Origin of the sequence: Paenarthrobacter sp. NPDC089322 (assembly GCF_040684895.1) — a bacterium.
GTDB lineage: Bacteria > Actinomycetota > Actinomycetes > Actinomycetales > Micrococcaceae > Arthrobacter.
This window is the reverse complement of the sequence record NZ_JBFBGW010000009.1, coordinates 96812-122184: the sequence shown is the minus strand read 5'-3', so window position 1 is coordinate 122184 and position 25373 is coordinate 96812. Positions and strand designations below refer to the sequence as shown.

25 protein-coding genes are annotated in these 25373 nt (G+C 63.3%); 15 read left to right on the top strand and 10 right to left on the bottom strand.

The window, feature by feature from the left end:
* The first annotated feature begins 114 nt into the window (after positions 1-114).
* The 4 genes from AB0N65_RS11535 (at position 115) to AB0N65_RS11520 (ending at position 4205) form a co-directional block, all read left to right on the top strand.
* Positions 115-1452 (top strand): MFS transporter, encoded by a 1338-nt coding sequence (locus tag AB0N65_RS11535; protein ID WP_364161246.1) that lies wholly within the window; start codon positions 115-117, stop codon positions 1450-1452.
* 63 nt (positions 1453-1515) lie between these two features.
* Positions 1516-2406, top strand: a complete 891-nt coding sequence (locus AB0N65_RS11530; protein ID WP_364161244.1) for a transketolase — start codon at positions 1516-1518, stop codon at positions 2404-2406.
* Positions 2403-3446, top strand: a complete 1044-nt coding sequence (locus AB0N65_RS11525; protein ID WP_364161242.1) for a transketolase C-terminal domain-containing protein — start codon at positions 2403-2405, stop codon at positions 3444-3446. Before AB0N65_RS11530 ends, AB0N65_RS11525 begins: the two co-directional genes overlap by 4 nt.
* Before the next feature lie 99 nt (positions 3447-3545).
* Entirely contained in the window at positions 3546-4205 is a 660-nt protein-coding gene (locus tag AB0N65_RS11520; RefSeq protein WP_364161310.1) for a GntR family transcriptional regulator, read from the top strand.
* Here AB0N65_RS11520 and AB0N65_RS11515 read toward each other — a convergent pair.
* Together AB0N65_RS11515 and AB0N65_RS11510 are read right to left on the bottom strand one after the other, a co-directional pair.
* Positions 4162-5070 (bottom strand): carbon-nitrogen hydrolase family protein, encoded by a 909-nt coding sequence (locus AB0N65_RS11515; RefSeq protein ID WP_364161240.1) that lies wholly within the window; start codon positions 5068-5070, stop codon positions 4162-4164. The two genes, AB0N65_RS11520 and AB0N65_RS11515, sit on opposite strands and share 44 nt — an antisense overlap.
* Positions 5071-6588: an APC family permease gene (locus tag AB0N65_RS11510; protein WP_364161238.1), complete on the bottom strand. Its 1518-nt coding sequence runs from the start codon at positions 6586-6588 to the stop codon at positions 5071-5073.
* 150 nt (positions 6589-6738) lie between these two features.
* Between AB0N65_RS11510 and AB0N65_RS11505 the strand changes: the two genes are divergently transcribed.
* The 7 genes from AB0N65_RS11505 (at position 6739) to AB0N65_RS11475 (ending at position 13971) form a co-directional block, all read left to right on the top strand.
* Positions 6739-7380 (top strand): TetR family transcriptional regulator C-terminal domain-containing protein, encoded by a 642-nt coding sequence (locus AB0N65_RS11505; RefSeq protein ID WP_364161236.1) that lies wholly within the window; start codon positions 6739-6741, stop codon positions 7378-7380.
* Between the two features lie 356 nt (positions 7381-7736).
* Entirely contained in the window at positions 7737-8669 is a 933-nt protein-coding gene (locus AB0N65_RS11500) for an SDR family oxidoreductase (protein WP_364161234.1), read from the top strand.
* Positions 8670-8828: 159 nt separating this feature from the next.
* Positions 8829-9833, top strand: a complete 1005-nt coding sequence (locus tag AB0N65_RS11495; protein WP_364161232.1) for an alpha/beta hydrolase — start codon at positions 8829-8831, stop codon at positions 9831-9833.
* A 146-nt stretch (positions 9834-9979) separates the two neighbouring features.
* Positions 9980-10945, top strand: coding sequence for an alpha/beta hydrolase (locus AB0N65_RS11490; RefSeq protein ID WP_364161230.1), 966 nt, complete (start codon positions 9980-9982; stop codon positions 10943-10945).
* A gap of 63 nt (positions 10946-11008) precedes the next feature.
* Positions 11009-11998, top strand: a complete 990-nt coding sequence (locus tag AB0N65_RS11485) for a helix-turn-helix domain-containing protein (RefSeq protein ID WP_364161228.1) — start codon at positions 11009-11011, stop codon at positions 11996-11998.
* A gap of 828 nt (positions 11999-12826) precedes the next feature.
* The gene (locus AB0N65_RS11480; RefSeq protein ID WP_364161312.1) at positions 12827-13108 is read left to right on the top strand and encodes a hypothetical protein; all 282 of its coding nucleotides are present in this window, start codon (positions 12827-12829) and stop codon (positions 13106-13108) included.
* Positions 13105-13971: an AraC family transcriptional regulator gene (locus AB0N65_RS11475; RefSeq protein WP_364161226.1), complete on the top strand. Its 867-nt coding sequence runs from the start codon at positions 13105-13107 to the stop codon at positions 13969-13971. The genes AB0N65_RS11480 and AB0N65_RS11475 overlap by 4 nt, the downstream gene beginning before the upstream one ends.
* Positions 13972-14023: 52 nt before the next feature.
* Here the strand turns inward: AB0N65_RS11475 and AB0N65_RS11470 are convergent, their stop codons facing one another.
* From AB0N65_RS11470 to AB0N65_RS11455, 4 genes are all read right to left on the bottom strand, one after another.
* On the bottom strand, positions 14024-15310 hold the full coding sequence (locus AB0N65_RS11470) for an MFS transporter (RefSeq protein WP_364161224.1): 1287 nt from the start codon (positions 15308-15310) through the stop codon (positions 14024-14026).
* Positions 15310-16281, bottom strand: a complete 972-nt coding sequence (locus AB0N65_RS11465; RefSeq protein ID WP_364161222.1) for a hotdog domain-containing protein — start codon at positions 16279-16281, stop codon at positions 15310-15312. The genes AB0N65_RS11470 and AB0N65_RS11465 overlap by 1 nt, the downstream gene beginning before the upstream one ends.
* Before the next feature lie 153 nt (positions 16282-16434).
* A complete protein-coding gene (locus tag AB0N65_RS11460; RefSeq protein WP_364161220.1) occupies positions 16435-17010 on the bottom strand; it encodes a hypothetical protein in 576 nt (191 codons plus the stop codon).
* The gene (locus AB0N65_RS11455; protein WP_364161218.1) at positions 17007-17342 is read right to left on the bottom strand and encodes a PEP-utilizing enzyme; all 336 of its coding nucleotides are present in this window, start codon (positions 17340-17342) and stop codon (positions 17007-17009) included. Before AB0N65_RS11455 ends, AB0N65_RS11460 begins: the two co-directional genes overlap by 4 nt.
* A 204-nt stretch (positions 17343-17546) precedes the next feature.
* On the opposite strand from AB0N65_RS11455, the gene aztD reads away from it, so the two are divergent.
* A complete protein-coding gene (gene aztD / locus AB0N65_RS11450) occupies positions 17547-18860 on the top strand; it encodes a zinc metallochaperone AztD (protein ID WP_364161216.1) in 1314 nt (437 codons plus the stop codon).
* Positions 18861-19041: 181 nt separating this feature from the next.
* On the opposite strand, the gene AB0N65_RS11445 is transcribed toward aztD, so the two are convergent.
* Both AB0N65_RS11445 and AB0N65_RS11440 read right to left on the bottom strand, forming a co-directional pair.
* The gene (locus AB0N65_RS11445) at positions 19042-19476 is read right to left on the bottom strand and encodes a DoxX family protein (RefSeq protein ID WP_364161214.1); all 435 of its coding nucleotides are present in this window, start codon (positions 19474-19476) and stop codon (positions 19042-19044) included.
* A gap of 57 nt (positions 19477-19533) precedes the next feature.
* Positions 19534-20124 carry an antibiotic biosynthesis monooxygenase gene (locus AB0N65_RS11440; RefSeq protein ID WP_364161212.1) on the bottom strand — a complete coding sequence of 197 codons (591 nt, stop codon included), beginning with the start codon at positions 20122-20124 and terminating at the stop codon, positions 19534-19536.
* Positions 20125-20165: 41 nt separating this feature from the next.
* Here AB0N65_RS11440 and AB0N65_RS11435 point away from each other — a divergent pair, with 41 nt between their 5' ends.
* The 3 genes from AB0N65_RS11435 (at position 20166) to AB0N65_RS11425 (ending at position 22521) form a co-directional block, all read left to right on the top strand.
* Positions 20166-21506 carry an MATE family efflux transporter gene (locus AB0N65_RS11435; RefSeq protein WP_364161210.1) on the top strand — a complete coding sequence of 447 codons (1341 nt, stop codon included), beginning with the start codon at positions 20166-20168 and terminating at the stop codon, positions 21504-21506.
* Between the two features lie 9 nt (positions 21507-21515).
* The gene (locus tag AB0N65_RS11430; protein ID WP_364161208.1) at positions 21516-22097 is read left to right on the top strand and encodes a hypothetical protein; all 582 of its coding nucleotides are present in this window, start codon (positions 21516-21518) and stop codon (positions 22095-22097) included.
* Between the two features lie 73 nt (positions 22098-22170).
* Complete coding sequence (locus AB0N65_RS11425; protein WP_364161206.1) at positions 22171-22521, top strand: hypothetical protein; 351 nt, start codon at positions 22171-22173, stop codon at positions 22519-22521.
* 85 nt (positions 22522-22606) lie between these two features.
* On the opposite strand, the gene AB0N65_RS11420 is transcribed toward AB0N65_RS11425, so the two are convergent.
* Together AB0N65_RS11420 and AB0N65_RS11415 are read right to left on the bottom strand one after the other, a co-directional pair.
* Positions 22607-24043, bottom strand: coding sequence for a potassium transporter TrkG (locus AB0N65_RS11420; protein WP_364161204.1), 1437 nt, complete (start codon positions 24041-24043; stop codon positions 22607-22609).
* Between the two features lie 190 nt (positions 24044-24233).
* Positions 24234-25172, bottom strand: coding sequence for a LysR substrate-binding domain-containing protein (locus AB0N65_RS11415; RefSeq protein WP_364161202.1), 939 nt, complete (start codon positions 25170-25172; stop codon positions 24234-24236).
* Positions 25173-25373: the final 201 nt, after the last annotated feature.

Below are 25373 nucleotides of genomic sequence, written 5' to 3'. Positions count from 1 at the left end.
CCTAAGTTGACTGTTGACATTGCTGGTGGCGTCGGTCACAGTTGGACTATTATGTTGACTGTCGACAGTGTGGTTGCCGAGGACGTGGCCCACTCATCGAAAGGGAAATAAGCAATGAGCAATGAAGCTCTGACCATGCGTGGTCCGGTTCATGGAACCAAGGAAGCAAAGCGCGTCGCTGTCGGCTCAGGCGTCGGCGCAGTCATCGAAACCTATGACTTCATTGGTTTCGGCACCGCCGCGGCGCTGTATTTCGGTACGGCATTCTTCCCGGGCGCCGACCCGGTGACGGGCACCCTGGCATCCTTCGCGACCCTCGGTGTCGGCTTCGCCGCCCGCCCGCTCGGAGGCATTATCGGCGGCCACCTGGGTGACAAGCTGGGCCGCAAGCCCGTCCTTGTCGCATCGCTGATCCTCATGGGCCTGGCTACTTTCGCTATCGGCCTCCTGCCCACGTACTCGCAGGTCGGTCTCCTTGCACCGGCACTGCTCGTGATCGTCCGCATCATCCAAGGCCTCGCCTTCGGCGCTGAATGGGGCGGTGCCATCCTGATGAGCTACGAGCACGCGCCGTGGAAGAAGAAAGGCCAGTTCACGGGAATCGTGCAGGCCGGCTTCCCCGTGGGCCTGCTGCTCGCCAACCTGGTGTTCCTGGGCAGCGTAGGGCTGGGCAGCGAGTGGGCATGGCGCGTTCCGTTCCTCGCCAGCATCGTGCTGGTGGCCGTGGGCCTGATCATCCGGTCCAAGGTTCCCGAGTCCCCGGTCTTTGAGGACGTCAAGACCAAGGGCGACATTGTGAAGTCCCCCATCGTCGAGGTCATCAAGACCGACTGGCGCAACATCGTCCGTGGCATCGGCCTCCGCATCGCTGAAACTGCCGGCTACGCCGTGTCCGTGACGTACATGATCTCCTACCTGCACAGCAACCAGCTGGCCGACAAGACCCAGACCCTGGTTGCCCTCTGCATCGCGGCCGGCATAGGCATCTTCGCCACGTACGCCTGGGGCAGGCTCACCGACAAGGTGGGACGCCGTCCGGTCTACATCTGGTCCACCGCGTTCGCCGTGCTCTTCGGTATCCCGATGTTCCTGCTGGTCAACACCGGCCTGTTCATCTTCATCATCGCCACCATCGTGATCGCCTACGCCGTCTGCCAGAACTCCCTCGCCGGTGCGCAGGGCGCGTGGTTCCCGGAGCTGTTCCAGGCCAAGACCCGCTCGTCCGGAGCTTCCCTCGCGTACCAGATCTCCGCCATGGTTTCCGGCTTCACCCCATTCATCACCACCCTGCTGTTCGTCAGCTTCGGTTGGGTTGGACCGGCAGCGCTATTCAGCATCTACGGTGCCATCGGCCTGTGGGCAGCAGTCGTCACCAAGGAAACCTGGGGCAAGCGCGAGCGTCAGCTCGCCGAGGAAGCCGCCAGCAAAACTCCCGACACCGTAAACGCCTAAGCAACCACTCGACGTCGGGCGCGTTCTCCCCATCGGTACACGCCCGACTCCGGAAGGAAACCAGTGACTCTCTCATCAGTTGAAGCGGCCACCGCTTCCCCGGCCGCCGAGCGGGTAGACCGCATCCGTGCAGCCGCTTACCGAATCCGCCATCACGCCTTGAACATGGGCGAGGTCCAGGGCCAGGGCTATGTTGGCCAGGCTTTGGGTGCCGCGGACATGCTTGCCGCCGTGTATGGCGACCAGCTCACGTTCCGCGCCGAAGACCCGCACTGGGAGGGCCGCGACCGGTTCCTCCTCTCCACCGGGCACTACGCGATCGGGCACTACGCCGCGTTGGCGGAGGCGGGAATCGTTCCGGTCTCCGAGCTCGAAACCTACGGTTCCGACGATTCGCGCCTGCCGATGTCCGGAATGTCCACTTACACGCCCGGAATGGAAATTTCAGGTGGTTCCCTGGGCCACGGCTTGCCGATCGCGGTGGGGATGGCCCTCGGTCTGCGGGCACAGGGCTCGGCGTCCCGGGTGATCAACTTCCTTTCCGACGGCGAACTCGACGAAGGCTCCACTTGGGAAGCAGCCATGGGCGCGCACCACCACCAGCTGGGCAACCTCATCGCGATGGTGGACATCAACGCCCTCCAGGCCGACGGTGCCACGGACACCGTGCTCCGCACCGAGCCTGTCACCGAAAAGTGGGAATCGTTCGGTTGGTACACACAGCGGGTGGACGGGAACGACGTCGGTGCGCTGCTGGCTGCATTCGACAACATCGGCTCGGTTGCGGGTCCGGTCGGGCGGCCGTCCGTAATCCTGTGCGACACGAAGGTGGGCCGCGGTGTTCCGCTGCTGGAGACCCGCGAGAAGGCGCACTTCATGCGCATCGAAGAACACGAATGGCAGGTCTGCCGAGACCAGCTGACCGCAGGATACGAAGGGACGGCATCAGCATGAGCACTCTTACGACGGCGGCTGGTTCCGCAACGTCCGCAGCTTCGGCTTCTGCTTCGGCCGCCAAGCCGAAGCTGAAGACCTCCGCGATGATCGCGTCCTTCGCTGACCCGGGCCAGAAAACGACGTCTGCTCCGTTCGGGCACGCGTTGGTTGCCGCTGCTGAGGCTGATCCCAGGATTGTTGGTTTGACCGCGGACCTGGGCAAGTACACGGACATGCACATCTTCGCGAAGGCCTTCCCCGAGCGGTTCTTCCAGATGGGCATGGCGGAGCAGCTGCTGTTGGGGGCGGCTGCCGGTATGGCGGAGACCGGACTGGTTCCGTTCGCATCCACCTACTCGGTGTTTGCAGCGCGACGCGCCTACGACTTCCTGTGCTTGGACATCGCTGAGCCGAACCTCAATGTGAACATCGTTGGTGGGTTGCCTGGACTGACCACCGGCTACGGCCCGAGCCACCAGGCCACTGAGGACATGGCGATCTTCCGCGGCATGCCCAACCTGACCATCGTGGATCCATGCGACTCCGTGGACATCGAGCAGGCCGTTCCGCAGCTCGCGGCCTCCGAAGGTCCGACCTACCTGCGACTGCTCCGCGGCAACGTGCCCACTGTGCTGGACGAGTACGACTACAAGTTCGAGCTCGGCAAGGCCAAGGTCCTCCGCGGCGGAAACGACGTTGTGTTTGTTTCGTCCGGGCTCATGACCATGCGGGCTTTGCAGGCAGCCGATGCCCTGGCTGCCCATAACGTTGATGTGGCAGTGGTGCACACTCCCACCATCAAGCCGTTCGATTCTGAAACCGTGCTGGCTGAGCTGAACACGGATCGCCTCGCCGTGACGCTGGAGAACCACACCGTTGTTGGCGGTCTGTTCGAAACTGTTGCGTCCGCCGTCGTAAGTTCCGGCCTGGGGAAGCGCGTGGTTCCCATTGCGCTTCCGGACCAGTTCCTCGACGCCGGTGCGCTGCCGACGCTGCACGAACGCTACGGACTGTCTGTTGACCGGATCGTGGCGAAGGTGCTCGCTGAGCTGGGTTGAGTTTGTTGGATCGGGGCGCAGGACCGGCGGTACTGCCGGTCCCGCGCCCTTGCCCGTAGTATCAACTGTTAACAGTCGCCCACCGACATTCGAGGAAACATCATGGCCCTGAGCGCGTCCCTTCTGGGACTGGAGAAGAAGAGCCTGCGCGAACAAGCTCTTTCCGCGTTGCGCACTGCCATCACCAGTGGCGAGCTTGAGCCCGGACGGCATCTGGTGGAGACCGAGCTGTCCGAAATGCTGCAGATCTCGCGGGGGACGTTGCGTGAAGCGCTGCGCCAGCTTGAACAGGAAGGGCTGGTCTCTGCCGGCGCCCGCGGGCGCCTCTCAGTCCGGCATCTGGACGTCAAGGAAATCCGCGACATCTTCGCCGTCAGGGCTGTGCTCGAGTCGCTTGCCGCCCGGACGCTCAGCGAGTTGCCGGACAAAGAGACGGTGCTCGCAGAGCTGCGTGCCGCCGTCGAGAACATGGCCCAGGCTGCGAAGTTGTCCCTGGAGGAGCAGATCGAAACCGACCTCGAGTTCCACCGCACCCTCTGCCGCCTGTCCGGGAACGAGACCCTGCTGCACCAGTGGGAGTCGCTGGAGGGATCCATCCGGATGTCCATCATGTTCGCCGGCTTGGAGCGGGCCACGCGGAACATGAGCGTCGGGCGGCATCACGACATCGTTGCTGCCATCGAAACGGGCAACGCTGCCAAAGCGCGCGAGACGATCATTGCGCATATGGATGAGGCTGCCGAGAATTTGGTGGGGTAACTTCGGCAGTCCAGGCCGGCGGCTGGAACTGCGCTCCACCGAACATGGGGAAGGGCAACATGCCCTCCTGGTCGCGGAGCTGAGCCCAAGGCCGGTTGATGCCATGCGTGCCATAGCGGCGCAGCTGAGTCACGCGGTTGAGGTCCAGGACTGCGAACAAGACCTCCTCGCCGCCTCTGGCTTGCTGCATGATGGTGCCCTCGGGATCGACAATGACGCTCTCACCCACCGCTGAAGGGGCGGCGCCGTTGACGTTCACCACGTAGACCTGGTTGGCGAACGCGTTCGCTTGGGACATCACCAGTTCCATTGCCCTGTCACGGGTGGTGGTGAGTGTCGGCTGGATGATGACGTCGGCACCCAACCACGCCAGTTGCCGCGCAACTTCCGGAAAACTGCCGTCGAAGCAGATCGCCAGGCCAACGCGCCCGCAACCCGGGATGTCGAAGGTGACGAACGAATCGCCGGGCGTGGTTGTTTCGAAGGGGCGCCACGGGAAGAGCTTCCGGTAGCGGGCAACAATGTCGCCTTGCGGTGACACCGCGATGGCCGTGTTGTAGGTGTTGCCGTTGTCCGTCTCCAGTAGTGAGCCGGGGACCAGCCACACGTTCAGTCGGCGGGCCAGGTCCGAGATGCGGTCCGTCAGGGGGCTGGGTATGGGGCCTGCCGTTCTTGTCTCCGCCTCCGGGTCCGGGATCAGGAATTCACCGGGTGCCGAGAGCAACAGCTCCGGGGCGACGATGATGTCAACGTCAGGGCCCAACTTCTTGGCTGATTCGGCCTGGGCCGCAAAGCGTGCCCACGTGGCTTCCGGGTCATGGGGGACAGGGTTGGTCTGGATTGCTGCGATGGACAGGATGCGCATTTATGCCTCGGTTTCGTTGCTCAGGATGGTGTTGAGTTCATGGCGGCTGTTGACGTTGCCGCGGGGGATTGTCCTGCCGGAAAAGTAAGCGGGAAGGTGGCGCCGGATTGCGGCGGTGACTGCTATGCCAACCCCCTGCGCGCCGACTCCGATCCAAAACACGGATCCGATGCCGAGCCAGGAAAGGCCGACGTAGTCCGGGGAAATCATGTCGAAGGCGCTGTAGATGAATGCGCCGATCATCAGTACGGCGCCTGCGCCTGGTAGGACGCCCTTTGTGATTAGGGTGTTTGCGGACGAGCGCATGGCGGGGGCGAAGTAGACCACGGATGCCAGTGCCGTGGCAGCGTAGTAGGCCGCGATCAGGAGACCCACGGAGAGAATGGCCAGGCCAATGAAGTCCGGGTTGATGGCCGTGAGAAGCAACGTCACGGCAATCGTGATCGCTGCCCACCAGATGATGGAGGTGGTTGGGGTTCCCCTGAGTGGATGCATGCGGGTAGTGGCCTTGGGCAGCGCGTTGTAAGTGCCCATGCTCAGCCAGGTCCTGGGGGTGCTGACGGCTACGGTCATCAAGGCAGCCAATGCGGACAAGCCCACCGCCAGGACGATCACCTGGCCGAACACGCCGCCGGCCGCTTGCGGGCCTAGCACTGTGAGGACATCCGAGACCGTTTCCGGATCGGTGATTCCCTCAGTACCGGCAAAGCCGACGGCGGCCGTGGCAGTCGCTACGTAGAACACCAGCAGGATGGTGGTGGTGACAATCACGGCCTTGCCCGGCGTGCCCTTGCTGTCAGTCGTTTCCTCGTTCACGGCGATCAGTGCGTCCCAGCCCCAATAGATGAAAAGGCAGAGGATCACGCCGGAGACGAGTCCGGAGATGTCGCCGGTCTCGCCGGTCTCGCCGGGGGCGAAGGGGTTGAACCAGGAGAGATCCGGGTTTTCAGCTCCGGCGTTGGCTCCTGTGTGCATCGCCGCGAAAGCGGCGATGCAGAAACCCGCGAGTGCTACCAGTTGCAGGGCTATGAGGGCGTACTGGACCCACGTGGAGAGTTCGATCCCTCTTGCCGCGATCAATGCGCTCGCAGCAACCAGTCCGCAGGCAATGACAGCGACGGCGATTGGTTCTGCAGCCAGCCAGGATAGGCCCAGGAAGTTGAGCAGGTACGTAGTGGCCACTTGTGCCAAGGCGGCGCTGGCGAGGAACGTGGCAACTTGGGGGATCCAGCCTCCGAAGAACCAGCCTGCTGTTGGCCCGAAGACGCGGGTGATCCAGACGAAGACGCCGCCGCAGTCCGGCATCTCTTTGTTGAGATCACGGAAAGCGAACGCAGTGAACAGGATTGGAATGAAGCCCAGGAGAAACGCGGCCGGGGTGCTGGTTCCGACGGCGAGGACGACGAAACCCAGCGTGACGGCAAGGCTGTACGCCGGCGCCACCGCGGCAAGGCCCAAGGCCACTGTGGGGCCGATGCCGATGGCGCCGGACTTGAGTCCCTTGGTTTGTTTCTGCACTTGTGGCTGCTCTTGTGGGACAGGGGTTGGGGGAACGGGATGTGACATGGAGACTCCTCATCGAATCATAATTTGAATCACGTTCAAATTTTGAATGCCATTCAATATCTCTCTAGACTCGTTGTCAACAGGTCATCCGGGGAGTTGGTTGTGGGAAAGCTCGACAAGAAGGACATCCGGCGTCGCGAGATCGTCGCTGCGGCCCAAGCGGTAGCGGCGCGGGAAGGTGCGGAAGGAGCCACCCTCCGGGCAATCGCCGCCGAAGCGGGGATGGCCGCCAATGCCGTGCTCTATTACTACGGCAGCCACGCCGAAATCATCGCCGCGGCGCTTGAAGCTGCTTCGGCGAGGTTCCTCGAAAAGGTGGCTCACGCCGTCGAAGGTGAAGTTGGCCCAACGGCACGCCTCGCCGCAGTCATCAACGCGGGCACCATCGCGGACCTCGAAGATGATGTCTCGCGAATCCTGTATGAGTACTGGCCTCATTCGCTACGCGACCCGGAGTTGCGGCGCATCCAGGCGGAATTCAGCTCTGCCCAGCAACGCATTTACCGGGAAATCATCGAGGATGGGGTGCGAACCGGGGAGTTCGTTGCTGTTATCGAGCCCGACAAGATCGCCCGCACGTTGGTTGCGCAGGAGGACGGTTTGGTGATGGACGTACTGGCCGGGATTGTCGACGGCGAATATGTGCTGGATCTGTTCGGGAGCCTGGCGGCCGCACTGCTGGGGATCGAAAAGGCCGATTTGATGGCGTACTTGCAGGGGCGGACGGTGGGTGTGCGGGATTAGGGGCTCGCGGCTGGGGCTGTCAGGTTAGGGCTTGAGATTCTTTCCGGGGTTGTCAGAAAACCGTTGATTTGGATGCTAGCTTGACGGGTTTTGGGGTGGGGCCTGACGTCAGCTTGGGGTGTTCTCCGGCCTGACTCGCCTGGCCTGGGGGGGTGGCGGAACGCACGAAAACGCCCGGCTTTATAGAGTGGCCTGGAGCAATGGCTGGCGGGTTTGATGCACGACGCTGAGAGGAACGACGCTACCCGCCGTCCGGCGGGTAAGATGCGGTAAACCTGCCCTATTCGGCTGTTGTTCTCGTGTCATGCCGTTGCCAGACTGGGATTCCCGAAGCTCAAGCGAACGAAGGAGTTCCTATGGCGAACGTCTTTTCCCATCCGCACAGTGAGACCGTTGGATCGGTTGAATCCCGCCCCGAGTGGCCGTATGGTGAAGCTGCTTTCGTGACCGGTGCAGCGTCCGGCATTGGTTTGGGGATCGCGAGGGCGTTGGTCTCAGCCGGTGCGAAGGTCGCTCTTGCCGACATCGACGGTGCACGTTTGGCGGCTGTTGTTGAAGAGCTGAACAATGCTGGGGGACAAACGATCGGCGTCGAGCTTGACATTAGTGATCCGGATGCGTGGACAGTAGCGGCTGATCGTGCCGAAGATGCGCTAGGGCCGATCTCTATCCTGTGCAACAACGCCGGTGTCCATGGGGGCTCGGCCGTTGATCAGACTCCGCTGGAAGTCTGGCGGTGGGTAAACCGGATCAATGTCGAGGGGCAGTTCATTGGCGTATCTACGTTCTTGGCACGATTCAAGCAACGCGGAAAGCGGGCGCACATCATGAACACGGCGTCTATGTCGGCGCTCGTACCTATGGTCGACAACTCTGCATACACCGCGTCGAAGTTCGCCAGCTTGGGGTTCTCATTGGTGCTTCGCGATGAAGTGCGTGGCAGCGACATCGGAGTGTCTGTTCTGTGCCCCGGATCCGCCGCAACGCGGTTGAGTGAGACCGCGGAACTCGAGCAGGCCAAGTTGCTCGGTCGTGATCCGAACCTTGACGCGATCGCCCGCAATAGCGCCAGTCTGGCTCTCGGTGCAGACCCCGATCTCGTCGGCATCCAAGTGCTCGAAGCGATGCAGGACAGGCAGTTCCTGATCATCACCCATCGCGAATGGGAGCCGCTCGTGCTTCGCGTTCAGGATGAGATCCGCGGGGCATTCACTGAGTTCGACTCTCGCCATGGAGTGGACCCTGTGCCTGGGATTCTCCTCGGGGGCGGAAATCCGATCACGTCTTGAGCCCCGGTCGCGTCATGTCGCTCGGACAGGCATCATCGCAACCGACAGATGCCGGGCAAAAGGCTCGGATCACAGCCTCTCCAGTGGTGGTGGTTCCACTCCTGGCCCGTTCCTTATTTCTGTATGAAAGTCCCCATCCAACGAAGCACGGAGAATCACATGAACGCCGATCTGGTGAACCCGCCCTACGACCCCGAGCTGATGGCCAACCTGCAGTTCCCGCCACCCATTCTCACCGACGACGACTTCAAACAGTGGCGATCCATGCTTTCCGTGGACGAAGTTGAGCGTGACCGGGGGCTGCGCGCACTCTTCGGCCAATTCGACCTCTCCTACGAGGACCGCACTGTGCCAACGCCCGAGGGAGATGTCATTCTGGGGATCGTTCGCCCGCAAGGCTCGGAGAACCGCACCCTTCCCGTGCTTTATGACATCCACGGTGGCGGAATGATCCTCGGAACACGCCACACGACGCTGGTCCCCGAACGCCTGCAGTGGGCAGCCGACCACGGCTTGGTCTTGATCACCCCCGAGTACACTCTTGCTCCCGAAGCGCGTGCGCCACGCGCGGCAATGGAATGCTACTCGGCACTGCTGTATCTCACCGGTCATCCTGAGGAGTTCATGATCGATCCCTCTCGGATCATCCTCTCGGGGATCTCGGGAGGCGGAGGTCTTGCGGCGAGCGTCGGGTTGCTCGTACGGGACAAAGGGGGACCGCAGCTTCTGGGGCAGCTCCTGAACTGCCCGCAGCTCGAGGACCGTCACCAGACGCCCTCGTCGTACCAGTTCAGCGCAGAGCGAGGCGCGATCGACTCCTGGGTCCGCGAGACGAACATCTACGCATGGAATGCGCTCCTTGGCGAGGGCCACGAAGAGCGAGAAGTAAGCGTCTACGAGTCGCCAGCTCGTGCAGAGGATCTGCGGGGCTTGCCCCAGACATTCATCGACGTTGGGGGATGCGAAGTATTCCGTGATGCGGGCATCGCATACGCCTCCAAGCTGTACGCGGGCGGTGTTTCAACTGAACTGCATGTCTGGCCCGGCGGATATCACGGATACGAGACTTTCGCGGCTGAGGCGCCGGTCTCGATCCAGACGCGGGAGGCGCGCACCAAATGGCTGGCGCGAGTACTTGCCACCAGCAGTTCCGGCCAGGAGTGAGTGGACACGGAATACCCCCGCCAAGGATCAAGCTGCATGAAACCCACGCGAAGGAAACAACGCCATGGTCAGGAGCGGGATCGAAAAACGACGACCAGGAAGCAACATAGCCACCGCCTAGGGTGGCATTGGACAAAGGAGTTCAAATGGAGAACACGATCGCACGTCCGCCGTTTGACCCCGAGATCGAGGCCGCATTTGTCGCGATGGGCGGGATGCCCTCGTTCACACCCGAGATGATCCCGGTGCTGCGTGAGGCGCCGGTGGCGGTCGAGCGCGATCCCCGCGAGGTGCTGAGCGAACGGGGATTCGTGTTCAACGACAGGACGATCAATGGATATGACGGGGACGAGATCATTGTCTCGGTGATCACCAAGAAAGGGCGCACCGGTACTGGTCCTGGTTTCTTCCACATACACGGCGGCGGCATGATCCTGGGAGACCGGTGGGGCGGGGTTGCACAGTTCATCGACTGGGCCGAACGTTTCAATGGAGTGATCGTGACGGTCGAGTACCGACTCGCCCCGGAATTTCCGGATCCCTACCCGATCGAAGACTGCTACGCCGCGCTGCTGTGGACCGCCACACACTTTGAGGAATTCGGCATCGATGCTGCGCGGCTGGTCGTCGGAGGAGCCAGCGCCGGTGGCGGGCTCTCAGCCGGTGTGGCGTTGCTCGCGCGTGATCGTCAGGGGCCGACCATCCTCGGCCAGGTGCTGATGTGCCCGATGCTCGATGATCGCGACTGCACACCGTCGACTCTGCAGATCGACGGGCTCGGGGGATGGGACCGCACGTCCAACCAGACCGGCTGGGGAGCGCTGCTCGGTGACCGCAAAGGTACCGACGACGTTTCGATCTACGCCGCCCCGGCCCGTGCCACGGATCTGTCAGGGCTGCCGGCGGCGTACATCGACTGCGGAAGCGCCGAGGTCTTCCGCGATGAAGATGTCGCTTATGCAATGCGATTGTGGGAAGCTGGCGTCCAAGCCGAGCTTCACGTCTGGGCAGGCGGCTACCACGGCTTCGAGTTCCTCGCCCCGCACGCTGCGATCTCGCGGGAATCCGTCGCCACGCGCGACAAATGGATGAACCGCCTGCTAGGCGCCTGAAATCCGTCCTGCGCCGGTGCCCGCGACCGGCGCAGGACCGAGCATCTGCCCGAAGGAGCCGATATGCAAGATCTACTGGGCCGACTCACTGCTCTGGACCCGGACGCGAGCGAGACCCTCAAAGTCGTCTCGTACTTCGACACCCTGCTCGCTCGCTCGGTCGGCGTCGAAAGCATGCTCCGAGGCGCGGCCGTCCTCTCCGGGGTGGCCGTCGGATACCGGGACGGCCGGCAGGTCGTGCGAGTGCAGGCCGACGGCGAACGCATCGATCCCGTCGAACTTTCCGCCAGTTGGCCCGTCCGTGAGGCCGGCGGCGACGCGATCGTCTGGATCGAGAGGGAGGGCAACCCACATTCAAGCGATGCGATGATCCTCGAGCGGCTCGCTCTCGCAGTCGGGATCGTCCGGGCGCGGCGATCAATCGGCCAGGAGAGTTCAGTTGAACTCGCCCTCAGTACCTATGCCGCTGCAGATGAACGAGCAGCCGCGCTGTCAAGGCTTCGCCTCTCGGACATCCCAGTGATTGTTGTCGCATCTCCACCGGACCCAACACCATTGCCGCAACACCCCTCAGCCGTTATCGCGACCCTACACGGGCTTACCCGCGCCACGCTCCTTCCGAAGGGGCTGGATCCGAAGACGGCATGGCCGCAGGGCGCTGAACCACGCTTGGGCATAGGCCTGACCGGGACTACGCTGCCTGAATCCTGGGCATCCGCGATCACGGCTGCCCGGCTCACGAGCAAGAAAGAACCTGTCATCGCATCAGCGGATCTGGGAGCAGCCCTCATCGTCGCCCAGTCCGTGAAAGCAGCAGCGACGCATCCGGATGTGATTGCCCTGGCATCCTTGGACTCTCGCGATCTGGACCTCCTCGATGCCGTCGTGGAGGAGCAAAGCATACGAGGCGCAGCCACCCGTCTTGGCCGCCATCATTCCAGCGTGCAGGAAAGGCTCGCCACGGTGATCGATGCCCTCGGTTATGACCCCCGCACCTACCGCGGCCGCACCCGCTTCGCCCTCGCGAGGATGCTTTTCGCCCTTCGCGAGTGAAGATCAGCGCGACCGCAGGACGTCCCGCTCCCATGACTCACTAACCCGGTACTGGTAATAGTGCAGATACTTGCCGGTGCCTCGGGGGGCACCCGGTGCCTCGGGCGGGTGGTGGGGACGGCGTTCGAAGCTCAAGGCGCGTACCGCAGGGATGGCGTTGCCTGGGTTCGTGAAGAGCCGATTTTCGACGTCACACAACACCGTGTCTGTCGTTGCGTAGGCCCCAGCCAGCGCTTCCTCGTCACGGACCCCCAGACGCACAGCGCCGATGCGAGATCGGCCGTCAGGTCCTTCTGCGACGCCTGACTCGGGCTTCAGTGTCCACCGAACTGGAGCTGGTAGGTCGACCACACCTCGATGCGACGTTCATCGGAGTGCGGGCCGAACACGTACGGGAGTGAGCCGCGTTCCATACGGTCCTCCCTCCGCGGATCCGTGGTGTCGACACCCGAGAGTTGTCCACGGCCAGCGTGGCGCCAAGAGATAGGGACCGCAACGACTAGAGCCGCCCGAGCTCGACCAACTGATCGCTCTGCTGCTCGGGCCCATCTCCAGGACCAGGACGCTCGAGGGCCACGGGGCCGACGTAGGGCGCTGGGGGTCGACCGTCCTGCTGCGACTCGCACGTCGGCCATGAAAGGACGACTCCCGTACTTAAAACGCCGATAATGATATTATGTCGCGTAGAATGGTTGAAAGTTCAAGCATCTCGTAAGTTTTAGATTACCTCCCCATCTTGTCCTGCTCCCCACGTTCGCTCCCCCTGAAAACACAGCACTGGGACACTCGGGAAATTGCGCAGCAGGCTGTTGCGCAAATTGAAGCTGCGTGAACGCTGGCAGTGCCGAAGCTGGCAATACCTTGGGACCGGAATTGTTCGAGCTTGGACCGCGTCTTCAGGCCGCAGCTTGCGAACTTCTGAGCCTCGCCGGCGAAGGCGGCACCGTGGTCGTGCGCAGCATGGACCCGCTCGCCCGCAACCTGGATGATCTGCGCTATTTGGCGGTGGAGGCACAAGCCGTGGCATGCCAGATGATCGCATCGGTCCGGAATAGTAGGGTGCGGGAGCCCAGTGGACCACAAAAGTGGAGAGTGAAGGGGGAACTGTGATCGCAACGCTCAACCGGCTCATTGAATTCGTCGAAGAACACCTCACAGAGGACCTCGACATAACCCGTTTGGCAAGCAGCCTGGGTACAACCGAGTACCATCTTCGCCGAATGTTCTCGTCGTTGGCCGGCATGCCGTTGTCCGAGTACATCCGAAGACGACGGATGGCAGTCGCGGCAGCGGACGTTCTCGCGGGCGACGATCTATTGGGCACCGCGGTGAAGTACGGCTATGGATCTACTGAGGCATTCGGCCGGGCATTCAGGTCTGTGCACGGCGCCGGACCAAGTGACGTGCGCCGGAACGGTGGCCCCCTTCGAACACAACCGCAGCTCAGGTTCCGCCTGACAGTAGAAGGGAACACCACCATGGACGCCCGTATCGCAGATCGGCCGGCATTCCGGCTCGTGGGCTATTCGGCCCGTGTGCCGCTCATCCACCACGGCGCTAATCCGCACATCCAAGCACACATCGCTTCGTTACCAATGACCGAGCACGCCCGACTCAAGGAGCTAAGCAACACTGAGCCGGGCGGCCTCCTGCAGGTCAGTGCGGACGTCGATCCTGACTACGAGGAAGGCACCGAATTGACCTACCTTCACGGTGTCGCCATCACCGACCCTACGCCGGTACCTGAAGGACTCGACGTGATCGAGGTTCCCGGGGGTGCGTGGGCGGTGTTCCTTGCCAAGGGCGAATATCCGGCCGTGCTGCAGTCCACGTGGGCGGCCACGGCCGCCGACTGGTTTCCGTCCAACCCGTGGCGGCTGCGTCCCGGGCCCTCCATTGTGGCCGTTCTGGATCGCGCAGCCGATTTCAGCACAGCCACCTGCGAATTATGGCTGCCGGTGGAACGCGCCTAACCCCGCGGAAGGCCCGACGTCGGCACTCACGCGCTTGCCGACGTCGCCCTTTCTAGCCCCCCACCGGCTCGCCGGCATGGGCAGCGCCCCGCCGCCCCTGGGCCAGCAGCACCACCGGGATCAGCAGCAACGACAACGCCCCTCCGGCAAGGGCCAGCGTCCCATAGCCGGATGCCCCCACAACCACTCCGGACATCGCACCACCGCCGGCGCCGGCCAAGGCAATGAGGACGTCGATGCTCCCCTGGATCCGGGGTCGGTTCTTTGGCGTGGTGCCATCCACTACAAGCGCCGTGCCGGAGATAAGTCCAAAGTTCCAGCCAAGGCCCAGCAGGATCAGGGCGAGGATCAACAGCACCAGCGAATCGCCGGGCGCGAACGCCCCGAGCACACCCGCGGCCAGGAGCGTGACGCCGGAAGCCACGGCCATGGGCACCCTGCCCACTTTGTCCACCAGCACGCCGGTGAGCAGCGACGGCAGGAACATGGCGGCCACATGCAGGCCAATGACCAGCCCCACCGCGCCGAGGCCGTGATGGTGGGTGCGCATGTGCACCGGGGTCATGGTCATGATCGCGATCATGGCCACCTGCGTGACGATCATGACTGTCGCACCGACGTAGACGCCCGCACTGACGCGTTCGACGGCGGGTGGCGGCTCGGCGGGGTCGCCCGCCGCTGCTTGGGGTGCTTCGGCGGCTTCGAGCTCCCGGGCCAGCAGGTAAGGATCAGGACGCAGGAAAGCCACCAGGACGAAACCGGCCGCGAGGTAGGCGACGCCGGCCAGCAGGAACGGCCCGGACAACACCGGAAGCCCCAACGCTGAGGCGACCCCGCCCAACGGTTCCACCAGGTTCGGCCCTGCTACAGCGCCAAGAGTGGTGGAGACCATGGCGACGCTGATTGCTTTACCCCGGGTATCCGGCAGGGCCAGGTCGGCGCCCGCGTACCTGGCCTGCAGGTTTGTTGCTGTTCCGGCCCCGTAAACGAAGAGCATCACAAACAGCAGCAGCACGTTGTCCACGGCGGCCGACGCAACGACGCCCAAACCGCCGATCCCGCCGGCAACAAAACCGAAGCCCAGCCCCGTGCGCCGTCCCCAACGCTGCGTGGTCCTGCCCACCAAATACGCCGTCAGCGCCGCTCCAAGCGTGAACACTGCCGTGGGCAGGCCCGCCACTCCTTCGGAGCCGAGCATGTCCTGCGCCAACAAGGCGCCGACGGTGATTCCTGCGGCCAGGCCTGCACCGCCAAGGACCTGGCTGACCAGGACAACCATGAGCGTGCGCCGCTGGGTGCGCTCGCGGATTTCCTGCAGGTCACCGTCCAAAGCCGACATCAGCTGCCAGCCTTCAACAAATGATCCGGCAGCCGGTTCCCCGGTGCGCGTCCGCGAATTTCCAGCAACTCCCGGGCGTGTGCGTGCAGTTTCTTGTCTTCCTCGGACACTGGCACCCACGCCGGAATGGGCACAGCTGTTCCGGTTTCGTCCCGTGCCACCATGACCGTCAAGCAGTACGTGGTCAGGTTCATCTCGCGGGTCTTCGGGTCGCCGGACCGGACATGTACAGCGATATGCATGCCCTTGCCGCCGGTGTACACGAGCCGGGCCTCGACCTCCACCACATGCCCGATCAGCAGTGGCCGGTAGAAGCGAACGCCACCCGAGAAAACAGCTACAGTGTCCCGTCCGCAGTACCTGGAGGCGCAAACGTAGGCAGCCTCATCAATCCACTTCATCACGATGCCGCCGTGGACCTTGCCGCCCCAGTTCACATCAGTGGGGGACGCCATGAACCGCAGCGTCACGCGTTCGGCGGTACCGGCGTCGGTATATTCCTGCGCGTTCATCGCGTTGACGATCTGCTCGCGCACCTCAATGCGCGCCAGCGCGTGGTCCCGCGCCTCCACCTCTTTGGGCGTGGTCGGTTGGAACTGGGGGACAGGGATCGGCTTCCCGTCTGGACCGACCGCCACGAAAATCACCATGCATTGGCTGTGCATGGTCTCGGGCCCGCCCTTGGGATCGCGCGAGCTGACCGTGGTGTGGATGTGCATGGAAGAGCGCCCGGTGTAGACGATGGTGGACGTCACCTCAACCATGTCGCCGCTGTTGACGGGGTCGGCGAAGTGGATGTTGCCAACGTAGGCCGTGACGCAATAGGACTTCGCCCACCCAACGGCCGCCGCATACGCCGCTTTGTCCACCCACTCGAGGACGGTACCGGCGTCGACGGACCCACTATGACCCACATCCATGGGGGCGGCGAGGAAGCGAAGGGTTGCGGAGTTGGCGGGGGACTCGCTCATGCTGGCAGTTTACTGTCGCCGGGTTTCTGTTACGTGACCAAGTCGCGGCTCCGCTGTCCGGCTGGCCAGACGCAGTGCGGCGGCGAATCGGGCAAAGCCCGACGCCGGCACTCACCACGACGCCGGCACTCACCTTCCCCGGGACAGCGCCAGCTAGCCGCGCCGGAGGCCGAGTGTCGCGATCAGGTCTTCGTGGAGTTCGAACCAGACCCGGTGGAAGGAGTCCCTGTCCGTGGCAGTGATCCATGAGGGATCGGACGCTGCCTGCGAAAGGGCGTTATCCAGCCGCCGGGAGTAGCCCGAGAATCGAGGCAGGATGGACGTCAGCCGTGTCTCCAAGGGTGCCCAGGATGTGAGTGCTTGCTTCAAATCTTCCCGGGCCCGGCCAGCATCACCCCCGTTCATTCGGACGGCAGTGCAGGCGCTGACCACAGTTGCGTTCGGCCGGGTGAACTCCTGGTGCACCTCTTCGACTACCGTTGCGCCCCCATCCGTTCGCTCGAGTTCGGCCCGGAGCAGGCGTTCATTCTCTTCCCGGCCCAACTCCGACAACGACCAGCCGCTGGAATCTCCAAAAGTGTTGCGTGAGACAAAGCCATGCATCCCGGCGACGATGAGCTGCGCTTCCACCGTTTCCTGGTCTTGCGAAAAGCGTTCTGCCACCGGTTGTGTGTCGGCGAACCCCAAGAGCCGCACGGCGTGAAGTGTCAGGAGAATGTCGTTGCTCATTCGGCTGCGGGCCCCTTTATCATCACAGTCCCTTGTGATCCATCCACGGTCAGTAGTCCTCCGTCAGTCAGGGCATCCACCACATTCGTGACACCCAGAACAGCAGGGATGCCGTACTCGCGGGCAACTATCGCTGCGTGGGAGAGCATACCGCCGGTCTCCGTCACCACGGCGGACGCCAGCCCGAAGAGCGGCGTCCAGGCAGGATCGGTGGTTCGGCACACCAGAACATCCCCGGTGCGGAAGAGTTGGAAGTCGCTGGGCCCGTGGATGACGCGGGCCGGACCGTGGGCCACCCCGGCGCTGGCGCCGACACCTGTCAGAACAGTCATCTCAGCGCTCTCCGGATGCTTGTTGCCGACCTGAAGGTCGTCCATCCTCGCTGCGAAGTTCACCGATCATCGTGTTCTCCTTCTGCCCTGCGCCGGTAGCTTCCGCTCTGCCGGCCCACCCCTCAATATCTTGCTGTCAACGGCTTTTTTACGCCACTGGTGACATGATTTGCGGAACAAATGAGAATCAATATCATTTAACTCATGTCTCATCACCCCGCCCCGATTTCCGCACGCCCAACCACCCCGAGATGGCGCCGTCGCGGCACGAAGCCGCTTGCCGCCGTCGGGCTTTCCGCCCTGCTGCTCACCGCTTGCGCCGCCCCCGGCACCAATCCGGCCGCTGGCCCAAGCGAGTCCACAGCCGCAGCATCGAAGGAAAAGGAAGCCGGCGCCCCGACGCCTCGACTCGTCTACACCTATGACGGCGGCATTGCCGTAGTGGATGCGAAGACGCTTGAGCCGGTGGGTAACAACGCGGAACTCGAGGGCTTCAACCGCCTCAACCCCGCAGGCGACGGTCGGCATGTCCTGGTGTCCACAGGCGACGCTTTCCGCGTTTTCGACGCCGGCGCATGGACCGAACCGCACGGCGACCACAGCCACCACTACGTCGCCGACCCGCAGCTGACCGAGTTGAAATTCGAGGCCAGCAAGGCCGGTCACGTGGTGCGCCACGCGGACAAGACCGTGCTGTTCAGCGACGGCTCCGGCAAGGTGGAGACGTTCGAATCCAGTGCGCTCAGTGCCGCCGCTGAGGAGGGCAAGCTGCCCGCAACTGACGTTTACACCACGGCTGAAGCTCACCATGGGGTCGCGGTGGAGCTGGAGGACGGCAAGCTGCTGATCACCCTCGGCAATGAGGAAGGGCGCACCGGCATCGCCGTCCTGGAAGCGGGCAAAGGCCAGGCCCGCAAGGAAATAGTCCGCAACGAGGACTGCCCGGGCGTGCACGGCGAAGCGGTTGCCGCCGGGGAAGCCGTGGTGGTGGGCTGCGAGAACGGCATGCTGATCTACAAAGACGGCGCCATTACCAAGGTCGCGAGCCCGGACGCTTATGGACGCATGGGCAACCAGGCCGGTTCGGAGAAGTCACCGGTGATCCTGGGTGACTACAAGGTGGACAAGGCTGCAACGCTTGAGCGCCCCACCCGCATCTCCCTGGTCAACACCGAGACCGCCAAGCTTCAGCTCGTGGACCTCGGCGCCAGCTACTCGTTCCGCTCGCTGGGCCGCGGCCCGGCCGGGGAAGCGCTCGTGCTCGGCACCGACGGCGCGCTGCGCGTCATCGACCCGCTCTCCGGCACGGTCACCTCGACGATCCCCGTGGTTGGAGCCTGGGAAGAGTCCGAGACCTGGCAGGACCCGCGCCCCACGCTTTTCGTTCAGGGCTCGACGGCGTTCGTCACCGAACCTGCCACCCAGTCACTTCACGCTGTGGACCTGAAAACCGGGAAGGTGACAAAGTCCGCGAAACTGGAGCACGTGCCGAACGAGCTGACGGGCGTCCAGGGCTAAACGCTCTCTCACCTATGGCCCCCCGGGCGGCAACCGTCTCTCACCTATAGCCCCCGGGCGGCAACCGTCTCTCACCTATGGCCCCCTAAATCCCGACGTTCTCTCACTTTCTTGGTGAAAGTGAGAGAACGTCGGTCGATTTGGGGCCATAGGTGAGAGAGCGTTGGGGGGTGGGGTGGGGCTACGCGAGGACGCGCAGCTTGGAGCCCGGGCGGCCGAAGAGGGCGTTGTCGGCCGAGATCCTGCCTGCGCCGGCCAGGGCAAGAGCCAAGGCGGCGCCGGCGAACAGTAGGACGAGCTCGTATCCGCCGTTGGTGACGAAGACGCCGGCCGGAGCGTGCACCAGGAACAGCGCGCCCAGCATGTTGATGGTGAGAAGCGCCGCGAACACGCGGGTCAGGAGCCCGACAATCAGCGCGATGCCGCCAACGAGTTCCAGGGTCGCAACAATGGGCGCGATCACGGAAGCGCCAGGGACGCCCATCTGCGTGAAGGCTGCCTGGGTGCCGGCGAGGGTAAATTCATTGAACTTCTGCCAACCGTGCGCGGCGAAGAGAAATCCTGCGATAACGCGCAGGATGGTCAGGGCTGTGGTGGTCAGGGTCGACTTGTTCATGCACTCAACCCTTCCGGAAATAACTTGAAGAGTCAACTAATCGAGAAGTTTCGTGACCTATCCAACGCCTGGCGTTGCTCGACGGCCCCGCGGTTTCGCCTGCAGCCACGGCTGGAGCAAACGTGTAGTGATGGGCAGGAAGATGTACGTCATCAACGGGGTCAGGATCACGATGGTCAACAAAACGTGCAGAACCAGTGGCCACCGCTGAGTCAACGGATGCAGCAGGAAGTTCGCCAGCAGGCTCAACGGGAAGAACGGCAGGAAGATGCTGATCGCCTGCTTCCACCGCGGCGGGACCACCGTTTCCGGCACCACCACCGAAACGTCTCCGGGCTGCGAAAACCACCCTTCGATGCCCGTCCGGCGCTCCACCCGCGTGGTTTCCATCATGTCCCGGGCGCTGTCGATCCACCACCGCCGTTCTTCGGACTGCTCCCACGCCTGCAATGAACCGGCGTCCGCGAATCGATACAGCATGTGCCACTCGCTGGAATCGGCGCCGCTCCGAACCCAACCCGACCCCAAATATCCGGGCCATTCCCGAGCGAGCTCCTGCCCGGCATGTGCCCAGGCGTTTGCTTGCCGTGTATACCCCGGAAGAATGGTGCGCGCTACTGAAACTGTGACGGGATGCTCATGTGACACGCCCCCAACTTACCCGTCTCCCAGCGGACTACCCTTGTTTAGTGCCTGAAACCACAACCGCCCCCACGCGCTCAAACGCCCGCGAGATCCTGCGTCTTGCCGTCCCCGCCTTCGGAGCGCTGATCGCCGAACCACTCTTCCTCCTGGCCGACTCCGCGATTGTCGGTCACCTTGGGGTAGCGGAACTCGCCGGCGTGGGGCTTGCATCCACGGTCCTGCACACGGCGGTCGGGTTGATGGTCTTCCTGGCATATTCGACGACGCCGGCAGTCGCCCGAGCGATCGGCGACGGCAAGTTGGGCAAGGCCTTGGCTGCAGGGCGCGACGGCGTGTGGCTGGCTTTGTTGCTGGGCGTGGTGCTCGCGGTGCTCGGCTTCATCTTTGCCGAACCACTGGTGGGTTTCATGGGCGCCACCGGTGACGTCCGTGGGTTCGCCGTCGATTACCTGCGCTGGTCCATGCCCGGCCTTGCCGCGATGCTCCTGATTTTCGCCGGAACCGGTGTCCTTAGGGGACTTCAAGACACCCGCACGCCGCTGGTTGTGGCCACCGCCGGCTTCGCAGTGAACATCGCCTTGAACTGGTTCTTTGTGTATGGGCTGAACCTGTCAGTGGCGGGTTCGGCGATCGGCACAAGTATCGCGCAGTGGGCCATGGCCGCGGTCTACCTCGTCATGGTGGGCCGCAACGCCCGTCGCCACAACGTGTCCCTCAAGCCGGACTGGCATGGGATCCGGGCCATGACCAAGGTGGGTTCGTGGCTGATGCTCCGCACCCTGAGCCTGCGCTTGGCCATCCTCACCACGGTGGTGGTGGTCACGGCCCAAGGCGCGGTGAACCTCGCCGCACACCAGCTCGCGATGACCATCTTCTCTTTCCTGGCTTTTGCGTTGGATGCGCTCGCCATTGCCGCGCAGGCCCTGATCGGCAAGGAACTAGGTGCGCGAAACGCCGGGCGTGCCCGCGAACTCACCCGCACCATGGTCCGTTGGGGTCTCGGATTCGGCGTCATCACCGGCGTTCTGCTGGCCGCGGCCGCGCCGTGGGCAGGCTACCTCTTCACCTCCGACGCCGGGGTCATCAACGCGCTCACCCTCGCCCTCTGGGTCCTTGCGGTGGGTCAACCGTTGGCCGGCTACGTCTTCGTCCTCGACGGTGTCCTCATCGGCGCCGGTGACGCGCGGTATCTGGCGATTGCCGGCGTCGTAAATCTTGCTGTCTACCTGCCGCTCTTGGCGGCGGTCCACCTGGTAAGGCCCGACGGCGCGGCGGGGCTGGTTTGGCTGTGGCTTGCGTTTGCGCTGGGCTACATGCTGGCGCGCGGGGTCACTCTGGGGCTGCGGGCGCGGACCGATAAATGGATGGTGCTGGGTTCGCACTAAACTGGACGCGTGACTCTCCCAACAAATCCTGCCCGGACTCCATCTGCCCCGGTGGGCGAACCCTGGAAACCCGTGCTGATCCGCGCGGTGGTTGCGTTGGTGTTTGGCGTGGTGACCGCTTTCTGGAGCGGCCCGTCCGTCCAGGTCCTGGCGTGGGCAGCGGGACTGTACTTGTTGGCAACGGCAGGAGCTGTTTGGATGCTTCGGGCGCTCCCGGTGGCCGCTCCTGCAGCTCTGGCGATTGGTGGCGTGGGTGCGCTTGTGACGCAGTCTGATGCCGGCGTCGCGCTTTCCGCGGTGTTCGCGCTGGTGGTGCTGGGAGCCTGCGAACTCTTCCGCGGTATCCGCAAGCAGGACTTTCTGGCACGTGACTGGCTCATTTCGGGAGTCGTGACTGTGGGGACTGCCGTTGCGTTGCCGTTCTTCATCACGCTCGGCGCGCATGCGCTCTTGGGCGTGGCAGGCGGAGGTGCCATCATTGGCGGCGTGCTCTGGATCCTTTCCGGGCTCAGCCTGCGCCATGACACCCGTGCCGCCCGGTCCGGATCCCAGGCCGCTGCGCCGGGCGCTTCCCCTGAGGCCGTAAACTAGTAGCTGGACGTTCTACTCCTTGTAGAACTTTTGCAGACCGGCGGGGGCCGAACAGCCCGCCATCATTGGAGGAATGACCGTGGCAGACCAGACACCAGGAGAACCGCGCAAGATGCGGACCTCGGTCAAGGGACCGCTCATGTTCTCCGCGTTCTTCGGGATCCTGGCGTTCTTTGCCGTGCTGATTTTCGCCTCCGGCGGGAGCGCACGTGCCCCGCGTTTCGATCTCGCGTTCACCGGCGCCGGTATCGCGTTCATCGTGAGCCTCGTGGTGGCGGCGATGCTCTCCATGAGCCACAAGGAAAACGCCGAGCATCTCGGCAAGGGCTCCGGCGTCAACCTCAGCTCCAAACGCCCGAGCCGCGGTGGCCACGGTTCGGCGGGTTCGGCTGGGACTCCGGAAACGCCCGACGCCGACCGCTGACCTTCCAGCGCTTCCTCACCCAGGTGGGGGAGCGCTTTTTTCTTGCGCGTTTCGCTCCTGCCCACGCAGGCACCCGGCAGGGACGTTAGCCGATGATGGGCCGTTCCTCGGGCAACCGGTAAAGCTTAGGCCTGGAGGAAAGTGCCAAGGCGGAAGCAACCGTGATGGTGCCGATGCGCCCCATGAACATCAGCGCCATGAGCACCCATTGGGCGTTCTCCGGCATGTCGAACGTGATGCCCGTGCTCAATCCGACCGTGGCGAATGCGGAGATGCACTCGAAAAGGACACGCTCCAAGCCAAAGTTGGTGACCATCAGGAGCAAGAGGGTTCCACCGATGACGGCTGCCACACCCAGCAGGGCCACCGACAGGGCTTGCCTCTGTACCGCCGGAGAGATGGAGCGATGGGCGATAGTGACGTCATCACGCCCCCGGACCTCGTTCCATATGGCGAAGCCCAGGACCAGGAAAGTGGTGATCTTGATGCCCCCGGCCGTTCCGGCGCTGCCGCCCCCGATGAACATGAGGATATTGGTGACCATCAGCGTTTCCGGTGACGCGGCCCCGTAATCGATGCTGTTGAATCCGGCGGTACGGGGAAAGACGCCACCTGCCAGGGCGCCGAGGAGTTTCCCGCCGGGACTTAGTGGGCCAAGTGTCTGTTCGCGATCCCACTCGAACGCAGCGAACAGGGCAGTCCCAACAAGGAGGAGCAGCAGGGTTCCGTACACAGTCAACCGGATGTGCACAGTCCATAGCCTGACTTTCACGCCGTCCTTGAACAACGCGATCAACACAGGAAAGCCGATTCCTCCTACGACGATGGCAGCGCAGATCGGAACGATGATCCACGGGTCCTCGGCGAAACTGATCAGGTTGTCGCTGTACAGGCCAAAACCCGCATTGTTGAACGCCGAGACAGCATGGAAGCTGCCGTGCCACAGCGCAGTGGCGGGGTTCCGGTCGTAGGCGAACCAGAAGCGTGCGGTAAGGATGAGGGCGGTCATCGCCTCGAACGTCAGCATGATCCTGGCGACCCTGAACAACACGGAGCGAACATCCCCGAAGTTCAAGGTGTGCGTTTCGGATTGAGCCACGAGTTGTCCGCGGAGTCCCAAACTCTTGCGGACCATCAGTGCAAGCAGCGTTGCCAGCGACATGATTCCGAACCCGCCCACCTGGATCAGGCACATGATCACCCCCTGTCCGAAGGGTGTCCAGAACGTTGCTGTATCCACGGTGACCAACCCCGTGACGCAGACCGAGGAGACGGCAGTGAACAGTGCAGGCATGAACGGGTCCACAACCTGGTCGGTCCGGGAGATCGGGAGCATCAGCATCAGGGCACCCAGCACGATGACTCCCAGGAACGCTGCGGGAACTGTCCTTGCGGGGTGCAGCAGGGCGGCAGCGCTTCGTCCAGCACCGTCACGTCCCTTGCGCGGGTCAAGGCCCTTCGTCACTGGACGCGGGAGGGTCAGGCCGTCCTGCTTGTTGCCGCGTTTGACTCCCGTCTTCACGCGCTCTTCACATCCTCCTGGTTGATACCTCGCGGGCACATGGCCTCGAATCAAAGCATCATGGAAGAACGCGCCATTCTGAGTTGGATCGCTGGAATCTTAACGAAATCCATACGCCGGGAACGAAGCCGGCTGCCTACTCGCCTCCGCAGCTCCGCGGTTCCCTGCGCGCAAGGCGGGGGTGCTGCTCCTAGACGTAGTCCTGGGCACGTTCTTTGGCAATCTCCAGCAGGGTGGAGTGGAAGGCTACTTCCGCCGGAGCGTAGACCTTGTCCTGGCGTTGGGCCAGGAATACCCGCCGCAAAGGTGCCTCGGAACCAAGGCTGATGACACGGACATCGGGGTGCTGGAGGGCAACAGCGGTTTTGGGCACCATTGCCACCCCCATCCCAACACTCACCATGGCCTGGGCTTCCTGATAGTCGTTGGCCAGGAAGCCGATGGAAGGTTCGAAGCCAGCGGCGTGCGCAGAACGTTGCAGCACTTCAACCACGGGGTGCGCCTCGGCGCGGACGATCCAGGATTCCTTTCGTAGTTCTTCCATCCGTATCTCCTGACGGTCAGCCAAGGCGTGCCCCCGGGATACCAGGAGGACAGTGCTTTCTTGGAAGACCTCCGTTGTTCGGATCGAATCGTCATGGAACCGATTCCACGGGTAATCCCAAAGCAAACACAAGCCCGTGACGCCCGACTGCAAGTCGGCGACGAGGTCCTCGAAACGCGCGCTCCGAAGGGAAAGGCTGATGGCGGGGTACCGCTTCTTGAAGGAGCGAATGACCAGCGGCAGGAATGATCCGGCAAGGGTGGGGAATGTTCCAATGGTCAAGGAGCCGCGTTTGAGCCCCGCGATCTGGTCCAAATCCGACTGCGCTGCCCGCATTTGGCGGACGATCTTGCGCGCATGCCCAGCCAGGACCTGTCCTGCTTCGGTGGGGACCACGCCTCGGGAGCGGCGGTTCAAGAGGGGCTGCCCGACTTCCTGTTCCAGCTTCCGCAGTTGCTGCGAAACTGCCGACGGCGTGTACATCATGAGTTCGGCGGCCGCGGTGATGGAGCCCTGCTCCACCACTTCCACGAGCAGCGCCAAGCGGCGGATATCGAATAAATCGTTGTCTTCGGCCTTAAGCATCTCTATAACGCCCTCCATAGTCGCTTTATCCAGCTTAAACCACGGCTCATAGGCCGGAATTGTGTGGGACGGATTCAGCATCGCAGAGGTCCCAGCGTCTGTTGCAGGACCAAGCAGATAGGTGAATTAAGTTTCTCTACATACTCCCCCAGATATCCAACATTGTCTTCACTTGTGATCTGGCTCAATCTCGAAACATGC

Excerpts from the sequence above, each read along its gene's own strand:
- AB0N65_RS11535 (WP_364161246.1), top strand. The coding sequence starts at position 115 with ATGAGCAATGAAGCTCTGACCATGCGTGGTCCGGTTCATGGAACCAAG.
- AB0N65_RS11525 (WP_364161242.1), top strand. The coding sequence starts at position 2,403 with ATGAGCACTCTTACGACGGCGGCTGGTTCCGCAACGTCCGCAGCTTCG.
- AB0N65_RS11515 (WP_364161240.1), bottom strand. The coding sequence starts at position 5,070 with ATGCGCATCCTGTCCATCGCAGCAATCCAGACCAACCCTGTCCCCCAT.
- AB0N65_RS11500 (WP_364161234.1), top strand. The coding sequence starts at position 7,737 with ATGGCGAACGTCTTTTCCCATCCGCACAGTGAGACCGTTGGATCGGTT.
- AB0N65_RS11495 (WP_364161232.1), top strand. The coding sequence starts at position 8,829 with ATGAACGCCGATCTGGTGAACCCGCCCTACGACCCCGAGCTGATGGCC.
- AB0N65_RS11490 (WP_364161230.1), top strand. The coding sequence starts at position 9,980 with ATGGAGAACACGATCGCACGTCCGCCGTTTGACCCCGAGATCGAGGCC.
- AB0N65_RS11485 (WP_364161228.1), top strand. The coding sequence starts at position 11,009 with ATGCAAGATCTACTGGGCCGACTCACTGCTCTGGACCCGGACGCGAGC.
- AB0N65_RS11470 (WP_364161224.1), bottom strand. The coding sequence starts at position 15,310 with ATGTCGGCTTTGGACGGTGACCTGCAGGAAATCCGCGAGCGCACCCAG.
- AB0N65_RS11465 (WP_364161222.1), bottom strand. The coding sequence starts at position 16,281 with ATGAGCGAGTCCCCCGCCAACTCCGCAACCCTTCGCTTCCTCGCCGCC.
- AB0N65_RS11460 (WP_364161220.1), bottom strand. The coding sequence starts at position 17,010 with ATGAGCAACGACATTCTCCTGACACTTCACGCCGTGCGGCTCTTGGGG.
- AB0N65_RS11455 (WP_364161218.1), bottom strand. The coding sequence starts at position 17,342 with ATGACTGTTCTGACAGGTGTCGGCGCCAGCGCCGGGGTGGCCCACGGT.
- aztD (WP_364161216.1), top strand. The coding sequence starts at position 17,547 with ATGTCTCATCACCCCGCCCCGATTTCCGCACGCCCAACCACCCCGAGA.
- AB0N65_RS11445 (WP_364161214.1), bottom strand. The coding sequence starts at position 19,476 with ATGAACAAGTCGACCCTGACCACCACAGCCCTGACCATCCTGCGCGTT.
- AB0N65_RS11425 (WP_364161206.1), top strand. The coding sequence starts at position 22,171 with ATGACCGTGGCAGACCAGACACCAGGAGAACCGCGCAAGATGCGGACC.
- AB0N65_RS11415 (WP_364161202.1), bottom strand. The coding sequence starts at position 25,172 with ATGCTTAAGGCCGAAGACAACGATTTATTCGATATCCGCCGCTTGGCG.